The sequence below is a fragment of the Novosphingobium sp. ES2-1 genome (assembly GCF_015169775.1).
Lineage (GTDB): Bacteria > Pseudomonadota > Alphaproteobacteria > Sphingomonadales > Sphingomonadaceae > Novosphingobium > Novosphingobium subterraneum.
In genome coordinates this window covers 295,197-316,879 of the sequence record NZ_CP063446.1, presented here as the reverse complement: position 1 = coordinate 316,879, position 21,683 = coordinate 295,197, and the positions used below count along the sequence as shown (strand labels likewise).

20 protein-coding genes and 1 pseudogene are annotated in these 21,683 nt (G+C 62.8%); 16 read left to right on the top strand and 5 right to left on the bottom strand.

The annotated features are described in order from the left end of the window. Positions 1-21: 21 nt before the first annotated feature. The 10 genes from IM701_RS16790 to IM701_RS16745 all read left to right on the top strand — a co-directional run bounded on the left by IM701_RS16790 (position 22) and on the right by IM701_RS16745 (position 10,996). Positions 22-447 carry a TonB-dependent receptor plug domain-containing protein gene (locus IM701_RS16790; protein WP_193828492.1) on the top strand — a complete coding sequence of 142 codons (426 nt, stop codon included), beginning with the start codon at positions 22-24 and terminating at the stop codon, positions 445-447. Position 448: 1 nt separating this feature from the next. Beyond that, positions 449-2,473, top strand: coding sequence for a TonB-dependent receptor (locus IM701_RS16785; protein WP_193828491.1), 2,025 nt, complete (start codon positions 449-451; stop codon positions 2,471-2,473). Positions 2,474-2,483: 10 nt separating this feature from the next. Next, entirely contained in the window at positions 2,484-3,401 is a 918-nt protein-coding gene (locus IM701_RS16780) for an NAD-dependent epimerase/dehydratase family protein (protein ID WP_193828490.1), read from the top strand. Positions 3,402-3,415: 14 nt separating this feature from the next. Continuing rightward, the gene (locus IM701_RS16775; protein ID WP_230487879.1) at positions 3,416-4,423 is read left to right on the top strand and encodes a LysR family transcriptional regulator; all 1,008 of its coding nucleotides are present in this window, start codon (positions 3,416-3,418) and stop codon (positions 4,421-4,423) included. 478 nt (positions 4,424-4,901) lie between these two features. Then, complete coding sequence (locus tag IM701_RS16770; protein ID WP_193828489.1) at positions 4,902-5,711, top strand: SDR family NAD(P)-dependent oxidoreductase; 810 nt, start codon at positions 4,902-4,904, stop codon at positions 5,709-5,711. Position 5,712: 1 nt separating this feature from the next. Then, positions 5,713-7,299, top strand: coding sequence for an NAD(P)/FAD-dependent oxidoreductase (locus IM701_RS16765; protein WP_193828832.1), 1,587 nt, complete (start codon positions 5,713-5,715; stop codon positions 7,297-7,299). Next, positions 7,299-7,535 (top strand): hypothetical protein, encoded by a 237-nt coding sequence (locus IM701_RS16760; protein ID WP_193828831.1) that lies wholly within the window; start codon positions 7,299-7,301, stop codon positions 7,533-7,535. The genes IM701_RS16765 and IM701_RS16760 overlap by 1 nt, the downstream gene beginning before the upstream one ends. Before the next feature lie 117 nt (positions 7,536-7,652). Next, positions 7,653-8,675, top strand: a complete 1,023-nt coding sequence (locus IM701_RS16755) for a VOC family protein (protein ID WP_193828830.1) — start codon at positions 7,653-7,655, stop codon at positions 8,673-8,675. Between the two features lie 13 nt (positions 8,676-8,688). Continuing rightward, a complete protein-coding gene (locus tag IM701_RS16750) occupies positions 8,689-9,807 on the top strand; it encodes an FAD-dependent monooxygenase (protein WP_193828829.1) in 1,119 nt (372 codons plus the stop codon). 100 nt (positions 9,808-9,907) lie between these two features. Continuing rightward, on the top strand, positions 9,908-10,996 hold the full coding sequence (locus IM701_RS16745; protein ID WP_193828828.1) for a VOC family protein: 1,089 nt from the start codon (positions 9,908-9,910) through the stop codon (positions 10,994-10,996). 158 nt (positions 10,997-11,154) lie between these two features. Here the strand turns inward: IM701_RS16745 and IM701_RS16740 are convergent, their stop codons facing one another. The 4 genes and pseudogenes from IM701_RS16740 to hisD all read right to left on the bottom strand — a co-directional run bounded on the left by IM701_RS16740 (position 11,155) and on the right by hisD (position 14,827). After that, positions 11,155-11,559, bottom strand: coding sequence for a VOC family protein (locus tag IM701_RS16740; RefSeq protein ID WP_193828827.1), 405 nt, complete (start codon positions 11,557-11,559; stop codon positions 11,155-11,157). A gap of 5 nt (positions 11,560-11,564) precedes the next feature. Continuing rightward, positions 11,565-12,716, bottom strand: a complete 1,152-nt coding sequence (locus tag IM701_RS16735) for a S9 family peptidase (RefSeq protein WP_039336701.1) — start codon at positions 12,714-12,716, stop codon at positions 11,565-11,567. A 9-nt stretch (positions 12,717-12,725) separates the two neighbouring features. Next, entirely contained in the window at positions 12,726-13,484 is a 759-nt protein-coding gene (locus tag IM701_RS16730) for an SDR family NAD(P)-dependent oxidoreductase (protein WP_193828729.1), read from the bottom strand. A 10-nt stretch (positions 13,485-13,494) separates the two neighbouring features. Further along, positions 13,495-14,827 (bottom strand): annotated as a pseudogene (gene hisD, locus IM701_RS16725) (histidinol dehydrogenase). A 163-nt stretch (positions 14,828-14,990) separates the two neighbouring features. On the opposite strand from hisD, the gene IM701_RS16720 reads away from it, so the two are divergent. The 4 genes from IM701_RS16720 (at position 14,991) to IM701_RS16705 (ending at position 18,973) form a co-directional block, all read left to right on the top strand. Continuing rightward, on the top strand, positions 14,991-15,935 hold the full coding sequence (locus tag IM701_RS16720) for a fumarylacetoacetate hydrolase family protein (protein ID WP_039338516.1): 945 nt from the start codon (positions 14,991-14,993) through the stop codon (positions 15,933-15,935). Further along, positions 15,932-16,459 carry a cupin domain-containing protein gene (locus tag IM701_RS16715; protein ID WP_039338517.1) on the top strand — a complete coding sequence of 176 codons (528 nt, stop codon included), beginning with the start codon at positions 15,932-15,934 and terminating at the stop codon, positions 16,457-16,459. The genes IM701_RS16720 and IM701_RS16715 overlap by 4 nt, the downstream gene beginning before the upstream one ends. 124 nt (positions 16,460-16,583) lie before the next feature. Beyond that, positions 16,584-17,159, top strand: coding sequence for a hypothetical protein (locus IM701_RS16710; protein WP_039338518.1), 576 nt, complete (start codon positions 16,584-16,586; stop codon positions 17,157-17,159). Between the two features lie 44 nt (positions 17,160-17,203). Further along, the gene (locus IM701_RS16705; RefSeq protein WP_193828826.1) at positions 17,204-18,973 is read left to right on the top strand and encodes an SLC13 family permease; all 1,770 of its coding nucleotides are present in this window, start codon (positions 17,204-17,206) and stop codon (positions 18,971-18,973) included. A gap of 59 nt (positions 18,974-19,032) precedes the next feature. Here IM701_RS16705 and IM701_RS16700 read toward each other — a convergent pair whose 3' ends face one another. Then, entirely contained in the window at positions 19,033-19,284 is a 252-nt protein-coding gene (locus IM701_RS16700) for a hypothetical protein (protein WP_082013549.1), read from the bottom strand. A 430-nt stretch (positions 19,285-19,714) separates the two neighbouring features. On the opposite strand from IM701_RS16700, the gene IM701_RS16695 reads away from it, so the two are divergent. Continuing rightward, positions 19,715-20,293, top strand: a complete 579-nt coding sequence (locus IM701_RS16695; RefSeq protein WP_039338523.1) for an ANTAR domain-containing response regulator — start codon at positions 19,715-19,717, stop codon at positions 20,291-20,293. Beyond that, the gene (locus IM701_RS16690) at positions 20,293-21,528 is read left to right on the top strand and encodes an ABC transporter substrate-binding protein (RefSeq protein ID WP_193828825.1); all 1,236 of its coding nucleotides are present in this window, start codon (positions 20,293-20,295) and stop codon (positions 21,526-21,528) included. The genes IM701_RS16695 and IM701_RS16690 overlap by 1 nt, the downstream gene beginning before the upstream one ends. Positions 21,529-21,683: the final 155 nt, after the last annotated feature.

Sequence of the window (21,683 nt, the reverse complement as noted above, 5' to 3'; positions counted from 1 at the left end):
AACAGCCCTGGGGAGGGAACAATGCGCAATCTGCTTCTAGTCTCGACTGCAATCTCGACGTTCGCGATCGCGACGCCAGCCATCGCGCAGGACGCTGCGCCGCAATCCGCCGAGGTATTGGACGACAGCGGCATCGGCGAGATCGTCGTGACCGCGCAGCGCCGGACCGAAAGCATCCAGAAAGCTGCCATTCCAATCGACGCGGTGAAGGGCGACGATCTGCTGCAGCGCGGCATCGGAAACGCTGCAGACCTGACCCGTGCGGTGCCCTCGCTCAGCATTCCCGCGCCTGGCGCTGGTGTCGCCTCGGTATTCATCCGCGGCGTGGGTAACATCACGACGAGCAGCTACAACGACCCGGCCGTTACGCCCAGCTATGACGGTGTCGTGCTCGGCCGCAGCGGCGGCGTCTTCGGCGCGGCATTCTACGATCTGCAGCGCGTTTGAAGTGCTCAAGGGCCCTCAAGGCATCCTGTATGGGCGCAATGCCACCGGTGGCGCCATCAACGTGCTGCCGGCGCGCCCGGAACTGGGCGTAAACTCCATGGGCTTCAACCTCGCCTACGGAAATTACGACCAGATCGACGTGGACGCCCGCGCGAACATCGCCACCGGCGAGAACACCGCGTTGCGCATTGCCGGCGCCTACATGACGCACGATGGCTACAACAAGGACGGCACGGACGACGCCAAGCGCGGTTCGCTGCGTGCGCAGTTCCTCTATGAGCCTTCGACGGACCTGTCGGTGCGTCTCGGTGCGGACTACAGCCACGTCGGCGGCAAGGGCGTGGGCGGCAATTATCTTGGTGCCTTCGTTCCTACAGGGAGCGGCTATACCTTCGTCTCGTCGGGCCTCGCGCAGTCGGAGGGCTTCAACAGCGAAGCCTCGCGCGCATGGATTTCGACGCAGCTGGGCGGGCCCGGCCTGGATTTCCGCCGCCCGATGCAGAGCGACCCCAGCCAGGACATCACTTACTGGGGCGTGAACGCCGAATTCAACCTGCAGACCGGCATTGGCAAGCTCACCGTGATACCAGCCTATCGCAAGACCCGCGAGCGTTCGGAATTCTACGGGCCGGCCTTCAATACCGGCGACGTGCGCGAAGATACCAAGCAGAGCAGCCTCGAAGCGCGCCTGGCGGGCAAGGCAGGGATGTTCGACTACGTCGTCGGCGGTTTCTATTTCAACGAGACGATCGACGCCAACAACATCTACAATCAGGAGTTCGTGCTCCCGATCCAGACCTACACGGCAAAGACCGAGAGCCTTGCCGCGTTCGGCCAACTGACTGCTCATGTTTCGGACCGCGTTCGCCTTGTCGGCGGCGCGCGCTATACGCATGACAAGAAGACGGTGAACGGCCTGATCAACAACATCATTGCCGTCTGCAACGAGAGTGCGCCGCCGTTCTGCATTGGCCAGATGCCCCACCTGCCCAACTTCTTCAACGCCGACGATGCCATTGGCTGGCTGGGCAGCAAAGGCTTCATCAACACCAATGTCGCGATCAGCCCGCCCAGCAATACGACAAAGTCGGGCCAGATCATCTATCCCATGGTGAACGGTGCCAACGGGATCATCCTGAAGACGTACAACAACATCAACGACACCGACACCTTCTCGAGAGTGACGTGGAAGGCCTCTGCCGAATTCGATGTGACGCCAACCAGCCTTGTCTATGCCACGGTGGAATCCGGCTATCGCGCAGGCGGCATCCAGATGGTCGATTCCCCTTTGAAGGAAAAGTACAAGCCCGAGTTCATCACCGCATACACCATCGGCTCGAAGAACCGTTTCCTGAACAACAAGCTGCAGGTGAACCTTGAAGGCTTCATCTGGAAGTACCGCGATCAGCAGATCACGTATTTCACAGTGGATTCAAACGGCACCCTGATCAGTTCGAACGAGAATGCGGGTCGATCGACCATCAAGGGCTTCGATGTGGACGTGATCGTGAAGCCGGCGAGCGGCACGACGCTTGGTGCCAAGGTGCAGTATCTTGACAGCAAGTACGAGGAATTGACCCTGACCTCGGCCATACCGTTCGACAATTTCAATTGCCCGGTTTCAGGTTCGGCCGGAACGACAAGCAACGGTTCGCCGATCATCAGCTACGACTGCTCTGGCAAGCAACTCCTGTTCAGCCCGAAGTGGACGGTGAACCTTTCGGCCGAACAGGTTGTACCGCTTGGCAATGATCTCGAACTGGTTGCCAACGTCGATACCGCGTGGCGCGACAGCCAGTGGGCAGCGTTCGAGTTTCTCGATTTCGAGCGCGTCCCTGCCTACTGGACGACTGGTGCCTCTGTCAGCCTGCGTGCGCCCGAGGGCGCCTGGGGCCTGACGGCATATGTCCAGAACATCGAGAACGAGCGTCGCAATCTTACGCCGCAGTCCTCGCCGATGGGCGTTGCCGTCGCGCATTACAGCGCACCGCGTACTTATGGGCTGCGCTTCTCGGCCAACTTCTGAGGACTTGAAGATGAATATCCTGGTGACCGGCGCTGGTGGCTTCGTTGGACGCGAGCTTGTCCGCCTGCTTCTCCATGCCGGCCATCAGGTGACGGGCATGGACTTTTCTGCCGATGCCATCCCTGAAGGTGCCAAGGCAATTGCCGGCGATCTCGGAGATGCGGAGGTCCGGAGACGCGCGATCGGATCAGGATGTGATGCCCTTGTCCACCTTGCCACCGTTCCGGGGGGAGCCGCTGAGACGGACCCGGCAGCGTCACGACGCATCAATGTCGATGCCATGTATGATCTATTGCTCGAGGCTTCGGCTGCAAACAATGGTGTGAAGGTGGTCTATGCCAGTTCCATTGCCGTGTTCGGCGATCCTCTGCCACCTGTCGTGGATGACGCGACGCCGCTGAGCCCGAAAATGATCTATGGCGGGCACAAGGCGATGATGGAGCATGCCGTGGCCATGTTCTCCAACCGCGGCCTGATTGACGGGGTGACTGTCAGACTGCCAGGTATTCTCGCCCGGCCGAAGGGACCGTCCGGCATGAAGTCGGCGTTCATGTCCGATCTGTTCCACGCGCTGAAGGCTGGCGAGCAGTTCTTCTGCCCGGTTTCCGCCGGGGGAACGATCTGGGCACAGTCCGTCCGGCAGTGCGCCGAGAACTTCCGCCATGCAGTCGGGTTGAATACATCCAGCTTGCCCACCACTCGGGCCGTGACCCTTCCAGCACTGCGCGTCTCCATGGGCGACCTCGCGGCGGAGATCGCGCGACAATGCGGCGTGTCTGAAGCGCTGGTGAGTTATGGCAATGACGAGGCACTTGAAGCTGCCTTTGCTGCGCAGCCGCCTCTCCAGACTGCGGCAGCCATGCGGGCAGGTTTTGCGCATGACGGAGATCTTGCTAGACTGGTCTCCAACGCTCTCGCTGCGATCTGACGGGAGCACGGGAGATGGCAATGCGGTTCGGGCGTCTCGATCTAAATCTGCTGGTGGCTCTCGACGCGCTCCTGACAGAGCGGAGCGTAAGCCTTGCATCCGACAGGTTGTGCCTTTCGCAATCTGCCACGTCTAGCGCGCTTGGTCGCTTGCGCGAGTACTTTGGCGACGAGTTGCTCGTGGTCAAGGGAAGAACCATGATCCTGACCGCTCGGGCTGAAGAGCTCATCGAGCCCGTACGCGCGGTGCTCGAGCAGATCCGCACCACGGTTGCCGTCGCGCCGCCATTCGATCCGGCAACTGCGGATCGCGCGATCCGGCTTATGGCTTCCGACTATTCAACCGAAGTCCTGTTGGCTGGGGTTCTGGCTGGAATGGAGCGGGACGCGCCCGGCATGCGGTTCGAAATTCAGCCGATGAACGACACCCCGATCGAAGCGATCGAGCGCGGCAATATCGATCTGCTTCTGACCATCGACTACGCCATCTCCGCCGACCACCCGAGCCAGCTGCTGTTTGAGGATGACTACGTCGTGGTTGGCGATCAGAATAATCCGGCATTGGCAGGCCCGATGACCAAGGAATTGTACTTCGCACTGGGACACGTCAGTCCGCGTTTCGGCAAGGCGCGCGTGCCAGCCTTCGAGGACTGGTTTGTCAGGCGGCAAAAGCAGCAGCGCCGGGTCGAAGTCGTGGCTCCCTCCTTCCTGTCGCTGCCCGGTCTGATCCTTGGCACGAAGCGCATTGCAACCATGCATCGACGCATGGCAGAGATCGTGGTGCGATCGATGCCGCTTGTCATGCGCGAAATTCCATTCGACATCCCCCCGATCCGGGAAGCGGTGCAGTGGAACATCGCGAACAACAATGACCGTGCACTGCGCTGGGTGGTCGAACGGCTGATGTTTGCGGCGAGCAAGGATACTCCGAAACCGGATGCCAATGTTCTGGCCCTTTCAGGTGGCTCGATCGACCGCAACCAGATCGAGGTCGAGTACCGGATGAACCATCCCCAGCGTTGACCCCTTCGGCGCAGATGTGGTCACGCCCCCTCATACTGCTGAAACGGTTTGGTCCCTCCCCGTCCGACAAGGCACCTGATCTCTTGAAAATCACGGTCGTGCTGCGCTGGCGGACGATTTTGCATGCGATCTGATCTTCTCGGAAGACGCGCGTGCGCCTTTCACTGGCATTCCCCAAGGCACAAAAAAGTGCCTTCTTCCGCTCTCGCGCGAACCGTTTAAGCCAACTTTCCAAGAGCAATGACAATCGCCGACCCTTCGCGGAGCATCGGGCCAATTGCATGGGAGAGCAGGTCGCAGCGACAGAGCAGCTGGAAGCTGTCTTAAGACCTACGCAGACTGCCGGCGGCGCAGATCTCGATCAGCGGTTGGTAACGATCTTCGGGCGCAGCGGCACGCCATGCGCCTGCCGGGCTACGGTGCGGTCATGGCCCATCAAGCTGGACGCCAGACTTGGAACTGAAAGGAAGAAACTTGCATGAGCGCAGACGCAACCCGCTTTGACGGCAAGGTGGCCATCATCACCGGCGGCGCCGGGGGTATTGGCGCAGCCACCGCACGACTGATTACCGCGCGGGGCGGCAAGGTGGCCGTGGCCGATATCATGATCGACCGGGCCGAGGAACTGGCTGCCGAACTGCCCGGCGCCATTGCCATCCACCTGGACCTGGAAAGCGAAGCATCGACCGAGGCGATGATCGCCACCACGGTGCAGCATTTCGGCCGGCTGGACGTGCTGCACAACAACGCGGCGCTGCTGGGCCCCGATATTGCGCAGCAGGATGGCGACGTGGAACACATGGCCACCGCGCTGTGGGACCGGACCTATGCCGTCAACGTGCGCGGCACGATGATCGCGTGCCGGGCCGCCCTGCCCCACTTGCGCGAGGTGCGCGGCAACATCGTCAACACGGTGAGCAACCTTGCGCTGCAGGGCCACCTGATTCAGGCCGCCTATTCCAGCAGCAAGGCCGCCATCATCCAGATGACGCGGGCCATTGCCGCCAGCCACGGCAAGCTGGGCGTGCGCTGCAACGCGGTGGCGCCGGGCATGACCATGACGCCGGCGCTGCGCGAAGCCTTTCCGCCCGCGCTGCGCAAGGTGGTGGAGGATGAAACCCTGCGCGAACAGCTGGGCGATCCGGAAGACATCGCCGAGGCGGCGGCTTTCCTTGCCAGCGACGCGGCCCGCAACGTGACCGGCCAGGTGCTTGTCTGCGACGGCGGCGGCGCCAGCCACGTGCCCGGCCTTGCCGGCTTCCGCAGCTTCTTTTCGGGAGAACATTGAGATGAGCCAGTACGACATTGTCGTGATGGGCGCCGGCCACAACGGGCTGGTCGCGGCGGCCTACATGGCCAAGGCGGGCAAGAAGGTGCTCGTCTTGGAACGCAAGCCTCACTATGGCGGCGGCGTTTCCACGCGTGAATTGCTGCACCCCGGCTTCTGGCATGACGAGCACTCCAACGTGCACATCATGATCCAGGGCAACCCCATGCTGCGCGAGGACGAGCTGGGCCTGCTTTCCAAATTCGGACTGGAGTACATCTACCCCGACCTGATCCACGTCTCGATCTGGGACGACGGCACCGTCATCCGCAGCTACAAGGACCTGGACAAGACCTGCGAGGAACTGGCCCGCGTCTGCAGCCCCAAGGATGCCGACGCCTATCGCCGGTTCGTGGAGATGAGCCAGACGGCGCTGCCGATGCTGGTCAGCGGTCTGTACAGCCCGCCGTTTCCGATGGGCGCGTTCGTGGCGATGATGGATCAGTCGGACGAAGGGCGCTTCCTGCTCGACCTGATGCAGCGCACCGCGCTCGACATCGTGGACGCCTATTTCGACAGCGAGCTGCTGAAGCTGCACATCGTGCGCATGGTCACCGAAAACCTGCAGATGCCCGATGAACTGGGCACCGGCATGGGCGCGTTCGTGATGCCCGGCATCGTCCACACCTATGGCTGTTCCATGCCCAAGGGCGGATCGGGCCAGCTTTCCCACGCGCTGGTCCGCGCCATCGAGCATTTCGGCGGCGAAGTGCGCTGCAATGCCGAAGTGAAGCGCGTGATCGTTTCGGGCGGCAAGGCGACGGGGCTGGAGCTGGTCGACGGCGAAACCTTCATGGCTCGCGACGGTGTGATCGGCGCGATCCACCCGCACGTGCTGCGCAAGTTCGTGGCCGAAACGCCCGAGCCGGTGCTGGCCCGCGCCGAGCGCGTGACGCAGTCCACGTTCTCCATCAACCTCACCCACATGACGTTGAAGGAGCGCCTGAAGCTGAAGGTCGGCAACGATTGCAATGCCATGATGACCGAGCTGATGGACTTCTACACCGTGCGCGACATGTGCCTGGAGTATGACAAGCTGCGGCGCGGCGAAGTCAGCGAGCGGCTGATCGCAGGCGGCGACAACACCATCTTCGATCCCAGCCGCGCGCCCGAAGGGGCAGGCGTGTTCTATGGCGTGAACTTCGCGCCCTATGACCTGTACCCCGGTGGCCCCGCATCGTGGGAGGAGCGCAAGATGGAAGTGGCGGACAAGGCACTGGCCCAGTACCGCAAGTTCTATTCGAACCTCACCGACGACAACATCACCGGCCGCCTCGTGCGTTCGCCGGTGGACCACGAACGCGACAGCCCGGCCAGCTTCGTGCGCGGCGACATCCATGGCTGCGCGCCGTTCTTCTACCAGTCGGCAGGGCACCGCCCGACGCCTGACCTCGGCAACCTGCGCGTGCCGGGGATCGAGGGGCTGTATCTGGTCGGCCCGTTCATGCACCCGGGTGGCGGCGTGTTCGGCGCCGGGCGCGCCACCGCGATCCAGATGATGGACGACATGGGGATTGACTACGACAAGGTATGCGGGGGGCCGGTGTAATGAGCAACGCACGCAAGAAGGTGCCGGTGGCGACGATTCTCGATGCCAACGACAAGGAACTGATGGCGATCCGCAAGATCGAGCCGGATGGCAACACTCTGGTCATTCGCGGCAAGATCTTCGGGGCCATGCCGATGGTGGCGAAGCTCACGCCTGCCGAAGCGCGCGCGGCGCTGAAGCTGCTCGATCTGCGCACCGTGCTGTTCCTGCTGACGTTCCTGTTCCGCAAGAACTGATTTCGGTTTTCTGGATTGGATCGCAGCGAAACAATGCATCTCGTCGAATTGCGATAGATCAACAATCCAAGGTCTGCGCGCCGTCATGACTCTTCCCGTAGTTTCGGGAGACCAGCGATGGCGATTATTGGAATCAGGCGGCTGACATGGTTGGTGGACGATGTCGGCGCCTGCGTTCGTTTCTTCACTGACTTCGGACTGACGCTGGTCGAACAGGATGGCGCTTCGGCAATGTTCGAAGCAGCGGACGGTTCGCAATCGCTCTTCCTCGCCCGCGGGCACGAGCGTTTGCCCAAGGGCACGGCGCAGACCGCGCGAGGCGTGCACGAGTGCATCTGGGCGGTTGACAGCGAGCAGGCTCTAGCGCGTCTCGTCGCGCGTCTTGAGCGTAGCGTGCCGATCTCGACCGATGACGAAGGAGTGGTGCACTTCGTCACCGCTTTCGGCCAGGCGATCGGTCTGCAGGTCTGGCAGCCGCGACAGGTGTTCGGCGCGCCAACGCCGCAGAACACGGTGGGCCGCATTGCCCGCCTCAACCAGCCGCGCAAATGGATCGATCGCGCTGTGCCCAAGCGCACGCACCATTGCGTCTGGACCTTTCCCGACGTGCAGGAAGCTGTCGACTTCTACCGCGACATGCTCGGCTTCCGCATCACCGACATGCAGAAGGGGTTCGGGGTCTATATGCGGGCCGATGGCGCGTACGAGCACCACAACATCTTCCTCGCCGATGCCCACGCACCGATGCCGGGCTTCAATGGCACGCTGAAGTTCCATCACGCCAACTGGGAAGTCGAGGACATCGACGAGCTGATGGTCGCCAAGAACTACCTGGATCGGCGCGGGTATACCTATGGCGACTGGAACTGGGGCTTCGGCCGCCATCGCCTGACATCTGCGGCGTTCTTCTACGTTCCCTGTCCCGCCGGTGGCGAGGCCGAGTATGGCGCTGATTGCGATTGCGTCGACGACAGCTGGAAGCCGCGCATCTGGGACGGCGCCTTCGGCACGGCGATCTACATGACGAACCTCCCCGATTTCATGAAGAGCGAACCGGACTGGGACGTGACCTATGCCCGGCCGGATCAGCTCCATTACCACCCCGCAGACCCGGCCCCGCTGGCCGAAGCAGCCGAATAAGGAAGGCGATACGATGTCAAAGGCAAACCGAGTTCTCATCATCGGCGGCGGCGTGGGCGGCCTCGCGGCAGCAATCGGCCTGCACCAGCGCGGCATAGCGGTTGAAGTCGTCGAGCGCGACAAGGACTGGAAGGTCTATCACGTCGGCATCATCGTGCAGGCCAATTTCGTCCGCGCGCTCAACATGCTGGGCTTGGGGGACCGCGCTGTCGCGGCGGGCTACGCCTACCGCGGCGCGCGATTCCTCGACATCGACGGGAACGTCCTGAAGGAATTGCCCGGTGACACGGCAGTCGACGGCCTGCCCTCGGACCTCGGCCTTACCCGTCCGGCCCTGCACAAGGTGCTGACCGAGAAGGTCCGTGCGCTTGGCATTCCGGTCCGGCTTGGCGTGTCGTTCGATAGTCTCGATGACGATGGCGACGGTGTCGATGTCAAGTTCACCGACGGAACCTGCGGCAGGTATGATCTGGTGATCGGTGCGGATGGCAACTACTCCGCCGTCCGCAAGGCGCTCTGGCCCGAAGCGAAGCCCCAATACACAGGGCAGGGCGTATGGCGCTACAACGTGCCCCGGCCGCAAGAGCTGGAGTGGGCAGACATCTACATCGGCAAGGACAAGGGCAAGGCCGGGTATTGCCCTCTGACGCCTGAAGAGATGTACATCTTTGCGGTCTTCGAAGAACCTGGCAATCCCCGGTTCCCTGCCGAAACGCTCGCGGCCGAGATGCGTCGCCGCCTCGAGGGATACGGCGGCATCCTGGCTGAGGCGGCGCGGCATGTCACCGACCCTTCGCTCGTGGTCTATCGCCCGTTGGAAGCCTGCATCATGCCGGCTCCTTGGTATCAAGGGCGGATCGTTCTCATTGGCGATGCTGCGCATTCCGCCACACCACACTTGGGCCAAGGCGCGGCCATGGCCGTCGAGGATGCGGTTGTGCTGGCCGAGGAAGTCGCGGAGCGCGAAGTAGACAGCGCTCTGGCGGCGTTCATGGAACGGCGGTTCGAACGCGCAAAGCTGGTTGGCCTGAGTTCGATCCGGCTTGGCGAGTGGGAAATGCATCCGGAAAGCGCCGGCGATCCGATGCAGCTGACCGATCAGATTCGGAAGAAACTTGCCGAACCCGTCTGATCCATTTGCGGTATCGATATCACGGGTCCGGAAACTTTGGTTTCCGGACCTTGCGGTTATTAGGCATGACAGTCCGGCTAAGGGGACTTCCGGAGTAATCATGCCACCCAAGGATTCTACAGCCGTCATCGGTATCGAACGTGTCATTTTCGGCGTGACCGACATCGCTGAGCATACCCGCTTCTGGGTCGATTTCGGCCTGCAGATCGAACACGCCAGCGAAGAGGAAGCAACCTTTCTCCTGCCATCCGGTAGTCGCCTCGTGCTTCTGCCGCATGGGGATGCCAGGCTGCCTTCACCTGATCCCTATGTCGGCGACGGGATCAAGGAGACTGTCTGGGGGGTAGACACGACCGAAAATCTCGAGTTGCTCGCCGCGAGCCTGGCCGGCGAAGTGCCGGTCGCCCGGGACGCGGATGGAACCGTGCATTGCGTTTGCCCGGATGGTCAGCCCATTGCCCTGCGTGTCTGGCAGAAGAAGCCGGTGGTTTCGGAAGCCAGTCCGGTCAACACGCCGTCAAGCTGGCCGCGCTTCAACCAGCACCGCATCTGGCGGAAGCGGGCACGGCCGAAGACGATCAACCACGTCGTCTTTTTCAGCACCGACTATGTCGGCAGCTTCGAGTTCTACGAACGGCACCTCGGCTTCCGCTATGTCGATCATTCGAAGGGGACCGGTATCTTCGCCCGGGCGGGGGGTACGTTCGAGCATCATTCGATCTTCTGGGTGAACTGCGATCTTCCCATCGCTCCGGATCACTTCAAGTTCATGCACATCGCATTCGGCTGCGATGACATCGACGAGGTCATGCTCGGCGCCAACATCATGGACAACAAGGGCTGGAAAAATACCACCATGAACACGAGTGGCGGTATCTCCCGGCACCGTATCTCGAGTGCAATCTATTATTATTGCGAGATTCCCGGGCATGCCGGCGAGGCCGAATATCATGCCGACACGGATTATGTCGACGATGGGTGGGTGCCGCGTGCGTGGGACTTCAAGTTCGGCTCGCTGCTCTGGTCGCACAACGCTCCCAAGATCTTCCGGGGCGACGACATCCCTTGGGAGATGACCTTCGACCAAGACCGTAAAAGTTTTGATCCCTATCGTCGCTCCAAGCCCGGGAAACGTCCGATCGAGGGCGATCTGGCAAATCTGACCGAAGAGGACGAGCACGCCATCTGAGATTGCAGAAAGGGGCGCCCCGACAGAGAGGCGCCCCTATTCGTCTTATTGCATGGGATGAGAAGAGGGCCGGAGTTCAGCTTTGCGCAGAGGATCCCCCATCTGACCTGCGTCGGTGGATTCGGGGCTTCGTTGACGATGTAGATATCGTCGCGGGTTCAGGCCACGCCCTCCACGAATTCGATCAGATTGCCCGCGCAGTCACGTATAAAGCATCCCCTGCCGAAGCTTTCGCGCACGACCATCGCGATGTCAGCACCTTTCTGTTCCATTTCCGCCAAAAAGGAATCCAGGTCGGCGACCTGAAAAGCGACATGCTTGTTCCCGTGAGTCTGAACGTCGCGCGGTGGGTAGCGGCGTTCGTCCGGCAGGGGGGCTGCCCCCTCGACCTCAAAGATTTCGAACCGGAGAGGCCCCTTGCGCAGCATGGCCGTGTGGCTCCTCGCGGCCTCGATGTAGAAGCGGTGTTCCACAGTGAAGCCGAGGATCGTGCCATACCATTCGATCGCCTGTTCGAGCGAGGGGACCGACACGCCGCCGTGATGGAAAGTAAAGTCAGCCATGAGGTCTACACCATTTCGTTGAATGTTTGGGCGCACCAGTCTGCGATGTAGTCGCGCATGGCGGTGCCGTTGTCGGCGCCGCAGTGTTCGACTTCGAAGTCGGCCTTTGTGAAGATGCGCAGGGAGCGTTTTGGGCTGTTGGTGGCCTGATCGTAGCTCATGCGGGCGTTGTAGACGGGGATCTGGCGGTCGTTTTCGCCGTGGGTGACGAGGAATGGCACGCGGATCTTGTCGACCTGTCCGTCGAGGGTGATCTGGTCGGCGTAGGCGAGGAAGGCCTCGCGATCGTCGATGCCGAAGACCCACATGACGTGGTCCCAGTAGTGCGGGACGGGGTTCTCGCCCTCGTTGGCGACGCGTTCGCGCTGGCGCTGGCCCCAGACGTGGTTTGCGCCCATGACGGCACACAGTGCGTAACGGGGATCGTTCGCGGCGATGCGCGGGGCGTGGTAGCCACCGAAGGACAGGCCGAAGATGCCGATCTTCGAGTGAATCACATCGCTGCGCGTCAGGAGATAGTCGAAGGCCGGGCTGCCCCAGCGTTCGGCGTCGTGGACGGCGGGGAGATTGCGCTTGCGGATCGCTTCGCCGGTGCCGGGCTGGTCGAGGAAGAGCGTGTTCATGCCGCGGGCCAGGTTCACCGCGCCATGGCCTGCCATGCACACCTGCTCCTTCATGGAATCGAGGCCATTGACCGAGACCAGCGTGGGCCGCGGCGTGCCGCTGCCATCGTGGACGAAGATCGCCGGATAGCTCGCTCCCTCGTAGGGGATCTCCACCTTCTCGACATGGAGGCCGCTAAGCGCGCTGCCCTTGTGGTAGAGTTCGAGGCCCTTGTCATAGGCCGCCCAGCGCGGCGCGTAGTCGCGGCTCTGCAGGCGCTCGGCCCCGAGGTAGTATCCCGAAGCGCGCAGGTACTTGGCGCCGGCCGAGAGGAGATAGCCATCGGCCTCGTCGCGTTCGGCATTGCGGGTCACCTGATCGGCCACGGCAATCCAGCTGTCGAACAGTTGTGCGGACCCGGCATCGGCGCCGGCCTTTGCCGCCTCCCGGACGGGCCGGCAGACCTCGTCCAGTTCGCCGTGGTTGCCGCCTGCGATCAGGGCAAGGTTGATGCCCAGGTTCCAGACATAGTTACCGGGAAAGGGTTCGAACATCGTGCAATCCTATTCTGCGGTCCAGCCGCCATCGACGACGAGGCTGGTTCCGGTCATCAGCGCGGAGGCGTCGGTTGCAAGGAACAGCACGGCGCCCATCAGGTCCTCGACCTTGCCGATCCGTCCCAGCTTGATCCTGGCCAGCACGCTGGCCCGGAAGGCCGGGTCGGCGAACATCGGCTCGGTCAGCGGGGTTTCGATGAAGGTCGGCGCGATCGTGTTCGATCGGATGCCATGCTGCGCCAGGTCGAGCGCAAAGGACTTGTTCATGCCTTCGATCGCCCATTTGCTTGCGCAATAGAGCGAGCGGTTGGGTCCGCCGACATGGCCCATCTGCGAGCCCATGTGGATGAGGGAGCCTGGCGTGCCGGTCTCGATCATCCGGCGGGCGCAGGCCTGCGCGACAAAGAAGGCCGCGCGCAGGTTGAGGCCCAGGACGGCATCGTAGTCCGCCGGGCCGACGTCCCACATCGGCATGGGCCGGTTGGTGCCGGCGTTGTTGACCAGCACGTGAAACGGCTCGCGCTCGGCAAAGAACGCAGCCACGGCGTCGAGGTCGGCGACGTCGAGCGTGGCGCCTTGCGCGCCGTTGCCGATCGCGGCTGCCGCTTGCGCGATCTCGCCGGACGAGCGGGCGACGAGAGTGACCGCCGCGCCCGCCTGGGCAAGGGCAGCGGCGGCGGCCAGACCGATGCCTCGCCCTGCGCCTGTCACGACCGCCCGCTTGCCATCAAGACGCAGCGAGGGGGTGCGGGGCAGGGGAGTCATGCCACGCCCCTCATGCTTTGGTCAGTTCACTCGGCGCGGCCTGCCCGGCGTAAGGCACATCGCGCCCGCCGAAGCGGCGCACGCGGATGTTGGCCTGCTCGCCGTGGCCGGCAAAGCCTTCCAGCGCGCAGAGGCGGCTGCAGTATTCGCCCACCAGCGCCGAAGCCTCGTCGGTCAGGACCTTCTGGTAGGTGCAGGTCTTGAGGAACTTGCCCACCCACAGGCCACCGGTATAGCGCGCGGCCTTCTTCGTGGGCAGGGTGTGGTTGGTGCCGATGACCTTGTCGCCGAACGAGACGTTGGTGCGATTGCCCAGGAACAGCGCGCCGTAGTTGGTCATGTTCTGCAGGAAGTAGTCAGGGTCGGCGGTCATCACCTGCACGTGCTCGCTGGCGATGTCGTCGGCAATGCGCACCATCATCTCGTAACTGTCGGCGACGATGACTTCACCGAACGCTTCCCACGCCTTGCGCGCGTGATCGGCGGTCGGCAGGATCTCGAGCAGACGGTCGATCTCGGCCATCGTCGCCCGCGCAAAGCTCTCCGAATTGGTCAGCAGCACGCCGGGGCTGTCCGGTCCGTGCTCGATCTGGCCGAGAATGTCGGTCGCGGCCATCTCCGGATCGCAGCCGATCTCGTCGGCAATGATCAGGGTCTCGGTCGGGCCGGCGAAGAGGTCGATGCCGACGCGGCCGAACAGCTGGCGCTTGGCTTCGGCGACGAAAGCGTTGCCGGGCCCGACAAGGATGTCGACCGGGTCGATCGTCTCGGTGCCGATGGCCATGGCCCCGATCGCCTGGATGCCGCCCAGCGCATAGATGGTGTCCGCCCCGGCCAGGGCCTGCGCTGCAACGATGGCGCGCGCGGGCTTGCCCTGGAACGGAGGCGCGCAGGTCACGACGCGCGGGACGCCGGCCACCTTGGCCGTGATCACCGACATGTGCGCCGAGGCCAGCAGCGGGATACTTGCCGCCCGGCACATAGCAGCCGGCCGCCTGGATCGGGACGTTTCTGTGGCCAAGCACGACGCCAGGCATCGTCTCGACCTCGACGTCCTTCATGCTCTCGCGCTGGATCTGCGCGAAATTGCGCACCTGGGCCTGCGCAAACTCGATGTCCTTGCGCTCCTGCGGCGACAGGCTGTCCACCGCCGCATCGATCTCCGCCTGGCTCAGGCGATAGTCGTCACGGTCCCAGCCATCGAACTTCACGCTCATCTCGCGAACCGCAGCATCACCACGCTTCTCGATGTCCGCCAGCGCCGCCTCGACAACGTCACGAACCTTGCGATCCGCCTCCGCCTTGCTCTCCGCAGCAGCGCCGCGCTTCAGCCATATGGCCATGAATCTCCCCTCAAGTGCTTCCAACGCGCACCAACTGCAGGACCCGCCAGACCCACACCATCGCATTCTTTCGATGCCATCATATCGATCCAACGCCTTTGCTTCGGGATTTGCCAGGAAATAGACGACGTGAGCGTAGGGAAGATAAAGGGAAGGGATGCCAATGCGGTTGGCAACATTGCGAGATGGATCGAAGGACGGGCGGCTCGTCGTCATATCTCCGGACGGATTGCGATATGCATTCGCGCCCATTCCGACCTTGCAGGATGCGCTCGAGAACTGGGATCTTGCCCTGAAGTTGCTCGCTGGTGTCGGGGAATTCCCGGACGAGCTCGCCAAGACCGATCTTTGTGCCCCGTTGCCTCGTGCCTGGCAGTGGCTCGACGGATCTGCCTATCAAAGCCACGGCGACCTGATGGATGCCGTGCTGGGCATTTCAAAACCGAAGACCGATCTGCCGCTGATGTACCAAGGTGTCTCAGACAGGTTCTACGGGCCGTATGACAACGTGCCGTTTTCCGACGAATCGCTGGGCATCGACTTTGAAGGCGAATTCGGGGTGGTTGTTGACGCCGTGCCCATGGGCACGACTCCGGCCGATGCCTTTAAGCATATCCGGCTGATCGTGCAGATCAACGACTGGTCGTTGCGCACTCTCGCAGGACCTGAAATGAAGACCGGCTTCGGTTGGATTCAGGCAAAGCCGCCGTGCGGTATGGCACCGTTCGCTGTCACTCCCGACGAGCTCGGTGATGCTTGGCGGCATGGCCGGGTCTGCCTGACCCTGAACGTGGAATGGAACGGCAAGCAGTTCGGGGCCGCGCAGGGAGAGCCCATGGGCTATGGCTTCCACGAACTGGTTGCCCACGCGGCGAGGACCCGCGATCTTGTCGCCGGCACGGTGATCGGATCGGGCACGGTGTCTAATGCCAACTTCCGCGATATCGGCTCGTCGTGCATTGCAGAACGTCGCGGGATCGAGGTGATCGACCTCGGGCAGCCGAAGACGGAGTTCATGAAGTTTGGCGACCGCGTTCGCATGTATGCGACAGATGAAAATGGGCGCGCGCCGTTTGGCGAGCTTGAGCAGAAGGTGACGAGAGCATGACCAGCAGAGTTTACGATTTCGGCTTGCCGCCTGTTCAGCGGGTGGTGACGGGGCATGACAGCGATGGTCGCGCGATATTCAAGTCCGAGGACGTCACGCCACTGGAGCTGATTCCCACGGGCGATGCTGCCATGCTGACCATCTGGTCGACAGCCACGGTTCCGGCAGACAACAACGACGAGACCGATGGCCGGGATCGCGAGACCGGCCTTACGCTAAACGGCGGGTCGGTCATCCGCATCTGCGACATGCTGCCGCACCAGGAAAGTCCGATGCACCGCACCAATTCCATTGACTATGGGATCGTCATGAAGGGCGAAGTGGAGCTGGAGCTGGAAAATGGCGTGAAGAAGACCATCCGAGAAGGCGGGGTCATCGTCCAGCGTGGCACTGTCCATCTGTGGCGGAACACCACTGATGAGATCTGCCGGATCGCGTTCATTCTGATCGAAGCACCGGCCTATGTGCATAACGGAACCGCGCTGAGCGAAAACAAGCCAGAAGACGTCACCGCCGGTCATTAAAGGTTAGCTTGTGACACTTTGCCTTCGGGCAAAGTGTCACAGGGGACAAAAGTTGGATTTCAACGTCGCCCCGACTCGCCGGGGATTCACAGGAGTCACCTTATGTGCTTTGTTGAATCCCTGAATGTTCCAAACTGCCATTCTTTCCGGCCCGTCTTCCCATGGCGCGATGTCCTCCTTGCTGAACTGCCTTTCGCAGGCGAGTTCCAGGCCGCGCTATGCGTTCATGGTGCTGAGCCTGATCGCCGAGGTTGCCGACGAGAAGGGTGAGGCGGGGCCATTCGTCCGGCGCGGGAGGCAGGCCTTCACCTTGCGGGACTGGCTGTGTGACAGCCTTGCCCCGATGGGCGGGCGCGATCCTCGGCGTGTGGCCCTGACCGAACGGGTACGCTCTGACCTGATCCTTGAAGGCCGCATGCCCGAAGACCCGGGAGAAGCGGCGCAAGTGATCGAGGATGAAGTCCGCGCGCGTGTGCGGGCTTCGGGCAAGAGCAACCTCAGCCGCGCGGTTTCGGAACTCGTCGGGGCGGGCCTGCTGCGCCGCTATTACAAGGGCTATGCCATCGACCACGAAAATCGCGGCGGACAGCGCCACGCGGTCTATGTCCTGCAGGGGAAAGCGCGTTGCCTGCTGCCGCAAGTCCGCCCTGTGCAGGCCCCGCGGCGCGGCGTGGCGGTGCAGGGCGAACTGCGGTTCTAGGCCCGAGCCGGAACCTGAATATCGGTTAAGCGTTAGGTGCTGCAATGACGCAGCCCCAATGGCTTTCACTGGCCACCCTTGGCGGGATGATGGCCCTGTTTTTGTGGGGGCGCTTCCGATACGACGTGACCACCGTCATCGCGCTGTTGTTCGCTGTGGCGATCGGCGTGGTCTCGCCCGATGCCGCGTTCACCGGTTTTTCCGATGACATCGTGGTGATCGTCGGCTCGGCGCTGGTTCTTTCCGCCGCAGTACAACGATCGGGCATGATCGAGCGGTTGCTGCAATCCCTGGCCCAGCGCATCCGCAAGCCGCAGCGGCAAATGCTGGTGCTTTCGGCGGCGGTGGGACTGTCATCGGGCTTTATTAAAAACGTCGGTGCGCTGGCCATGTTGATGCCGGGAGCCGTGCAGATGGCGCGTCGCAACAAGGCATCGCCGTCGCTCTATCTCATGCCGATGGCGTTTGCGTCGCTTCTGGGCGGGCTGACCACTCTTATCGGCACCTCGCCAAACATCATCGTCAGCCGCGTGCGCGAGGAGATGACGGGCGAGCCGTTTCGCATGTTCGACTACTTGCCAACGGGCCTGGCGTTGCTGGCGGTCGGCCTGGTGTTCCTTTCGGTGGGCTGGCGCCTGCTGCCCACCGATCGGCATGCAGCACAGGGCATGTCCGAAGCGATCAACATCTCTGCCTATGTGATCGAGGCTACCGTGACGACGGGATCGCCCATCGCAGGCTTGAGCGTTGCCGAGTTTGTCGAACGGCATGAGGGTGAGGTGGAGGTTGCAGGCCTGCTGCGCGGCGACATGCGCGGCGAGGTTACGCCGGAAACCCATATCGGCGAAGGCGATGTCCTGATCCTGAGCGGCGAGCCCAACCTGCTCGAACAGGTTATCGGCGCCGACCGGCTGGCGCTGGCAGGTGACGACGAAGATGGCAGTGGCCACAAGCCCGACGGTATCGGCGTTATCGAAGCCGTGGTACATGCCGATTCCGGGCTGATCGGGCGCACTGCCGGGCGTTTGCAGATGCGCGAGCGGCTTGGCATCAACCTTCTTGCCATTTCGCGCGAGGGCGAGACGATCGCCAACAAGCCCGGCAACACGGTGCTGCAGGCAGGCGATGTGATCGTTCTGCAAGGCCCGCTCGATACCCTGCCGGCGCGGCTTGCCGAAATGGGGGCGCTGCCGCTGGCCGAACGCAAGATCGGGCTGGGCTCGAAGCGGACCCGGTGGTTGTCACTCGCGATCCTGGCCGCCGCGATGGTGGCAGCGGGGACCGGCTTCATGCCCGCTGCATTGGCGTTCTTTGCCGCTGCGGGGCTGACCGTGATCACCGGCGCGCTTCCTGCGGATGAGGCGTACAAGGCCATCGAATGGCCGATCCTCATCATGCTGGCCGCATTGATTCCCGTCAGCGCGTCATTGCAGACGACCGGGGCCTCCGACGTTATCGCCACGTTGCTTGCCGATTTCGCCGTGAAGCTTCCTGCATGGGGGGCGGTTGCGCTGATCCTTGTCGCAGCCATGGCGGTGACCCCGTTCCTCAACAACGCGGCGACCGTGCTGGTCATGGCCCCGATTGCCGGGGTATTCGCCCAGCAGCTCCACTACCGCCCCGAGGCCTTCCTGATCGCGACTGCGGTGGGCGCGGGCTGTGATTTCCTCACCCCTATCGGACACCAGTGCAATACGCTTGTGCTGGGGCCGGGGGGATACCGGTTTGGCGATTATGCCCGGCTTGGCGCGCCGCTATCGCTGCTGGTGGTGCTGATCGGCACGCCACTGATCCTGTGGTTCTGGCCATTATAGCTCGATAAGGCCCCCGCCAGATGGGGCGGGGGCCTCTTTTCGGCTTCGGTTGGTGGTGTTCAGGCAGCGCCTCCGCTTTTGTAGCGGTTGAAGGCAGCATTCTCGCTTGCCCGGTCACGGGCGCGGGAGAGGCCGGGCGTGTCGGGGAAACCCTTTTTCGGGCCGACGTCGGTTCTCAATTGCGGCTTGGCGGCGGTGCTGGCGTAAGCCTTGCCGTTGTCTGGCCGTGTGCCGGCAAATGCCGGCGCCGCCAGCAGCAATGCTCCTGCGCCAGCGGTCAGGATCGTGGATATCGTTCCGGTCTTTCGCATGTCGACCTCCTTGGACTTCCGTCCTTGCGTGGACTTGGGACAGCGAGAGCCGACGGCGGCCGCGACACTTGCGGCAACCGGACGATGCGTGTCCTGTAGTGATGACTCTCGCTCGCCCTGGCAGCGTTTCTGCATGGGGCGAGGGAACGGTCGAGCCTTGGCGATTAATGCCTAATTAATTGTTTTTACGAACCTTTCACCTCGTCGCGCCGTGGGTTCGCGTCGGCATTCCTCCAGCGTTGTGCGGTGCAACATAGGCGACGGATCGTGTCAAAAGATATAGCCCGCAAGGGTGCATCTGAGGAACCTTCAGAGCGATCATGCACGGCGTGTCCGCGCTCGATTCGGAGATCGGCCTTGCGCGGACGAGGTTCACGCCGTTCCAGAAATGCCTTGAAACTCGACTGTCCTCCGCGCACTAGGCGTGCCCATGCGGATTGCCATCGTCGATGAAAGCGCCAGCCGTGCCGCGGTGATCCGCGAAGGGCTTGCGACGCTGGAAGACTGCGAGATCTTCGTGGTCACCGAAAGGCGAGGGCTGGTAGCCAGCATCGGCGAGATCGCGCCCGACATCGTGCTGATGGACCTTGGAAACCCCTCGCGCGACGTGCTGGAGGAATACTTCGCCGTCAGCCGGGTGCTTGGCCGCCCAATCGCGATGTTTGTCGATGAAAGCGACGAGGAATCGATCGCTGCCTCGGTCGATGCCGGGGTTTCGTCCTATGTCGTTGACGGCCTTTCGGCGCACCGCATCAGGCCGATCCTCGATCTTGCCGTGCGCCGCTTCAACGCCTTCGCGCGGCTGGAGGCTGACCTTGCCGAAGCCAAGGGCAAGCTGGCCGAACGCGAACTGGTCGACAAGGCCAAGCGCATCCTGATGGACAGCCGCGGCTTTTCCGAACCGCAGGCCTATAGCGAGTTGCGCAAGACGGCGATGAACCAGGGCAAGCGCATTGCCGACATTGCCGAAGCCGTGGTCACGGCGCACCAGCTGATGGGAGGGAAGTGATGGCAGGCGAAGCCGCATCGGAGGAAGCCGCATCGGGCGAACTGACCATCGGCTTCCTGCCGCTGGTGGACGCGTGCCTGCCGATCCTTGCGCGCGAGCATGGCTTTGCCGAGGAGGAAGGCCTGTCGCTACGCCTGGTGCGGGACATGAGCTGGGCCACGGTGCTCGATCGGCTGCTCTATGGCCACAGCGATGCTGCGCACATGGTCGCCCCGCTGGCAATCGCCACCACGCTCGGACGGGGCCGGCCGGCGCAGCCGCTGTCGGTGCCCTTCGTGCTGGGGCTGAACGGCAACGCCATCACGATGCGGCCCGATCTTGCCAAAGCAGTGAACCCCGGCGGAGGATTGGGTGACCCGGCAACCGTGGGCGCGGCATTGAAAGCGCATGTCGAGGAGGCGGGGCGCAAGCTGCGTTTTGGCGTGGTGCACCGCTATTCCAGCCACAATTACATGCTACGGTACTGGCTGGCGGCCTGCGGTGTACAGCCCGACTTGGATGTTGAAATCACCACCGTCGCCCCCCCGTTCTGCGCGGACGCGCTGGAGCATGGCGAGGTCGACGCGATCTGCGTGGGCGAGCCATGGAACAGCGTCGCCGTGGAACGCGGCGCCGGCGAGATCGTGCTGGTCACGGCGCAGATCTGGCGGCGCGGTGTGGAGAAGGTTCTGGCTTTCCGTGAGCGGGTCATGGAGGAGCGCCGTGGCCAGGCGGAGGCACTGGTACGAGCCTTGCGCAAGGCGGGCGAGCACTTCGTGGATCCGGCGAACCTTGGAGCCAATGCGGCGATTCTGGCACGGCCAGAGTACCTCGATGGCGATGCCACGCTGATCGGCCGCGCGATCTCCGATCGGCTGCTCCTTGCGCAAGGGGGGCAGGTGCTGCACTACCCCGACTTCATGTTCCAGCATCGCGAGGCGGCGAACTTCCCGTGGGTGAGCCAGGCCGAATGGCTCTACAGCCAGATGGTGCGGTGGGATGGACTGACCTTCGATCCGGCTGACGCGGCCAAGGCGGCGCGCGTATTCCGCCCGGATGTTTATCGCAGCGCACTATTGGGCACCGGCGAACCCTTGCCGGGGGCCAGTTCCAAGGTCGAAGGCAGCCTGCACAAGCCCACTTCAGTCAGCATGCAGCAGGGCGTCATAACATTGGAAAACAACAGTTTCTTTGATTGTCGGCCGTTCGATCCCGAACTGCTCGAATCCTACATCGAAAGTCAGCGTCGGAGCTAAAGTTTCGCTGCGGTGCAAAAAAAGCTTGCCGAATAGCAGGCGAATCACATAGCTTTGCATTCAGGCCGACACGGTGCCACCCAAGGACGGGCGGCGGTGATCCGGAAGGTCTCAGGTTTACATCGCGTGGCAACGTCGCCGCCCAGACCTCCCTC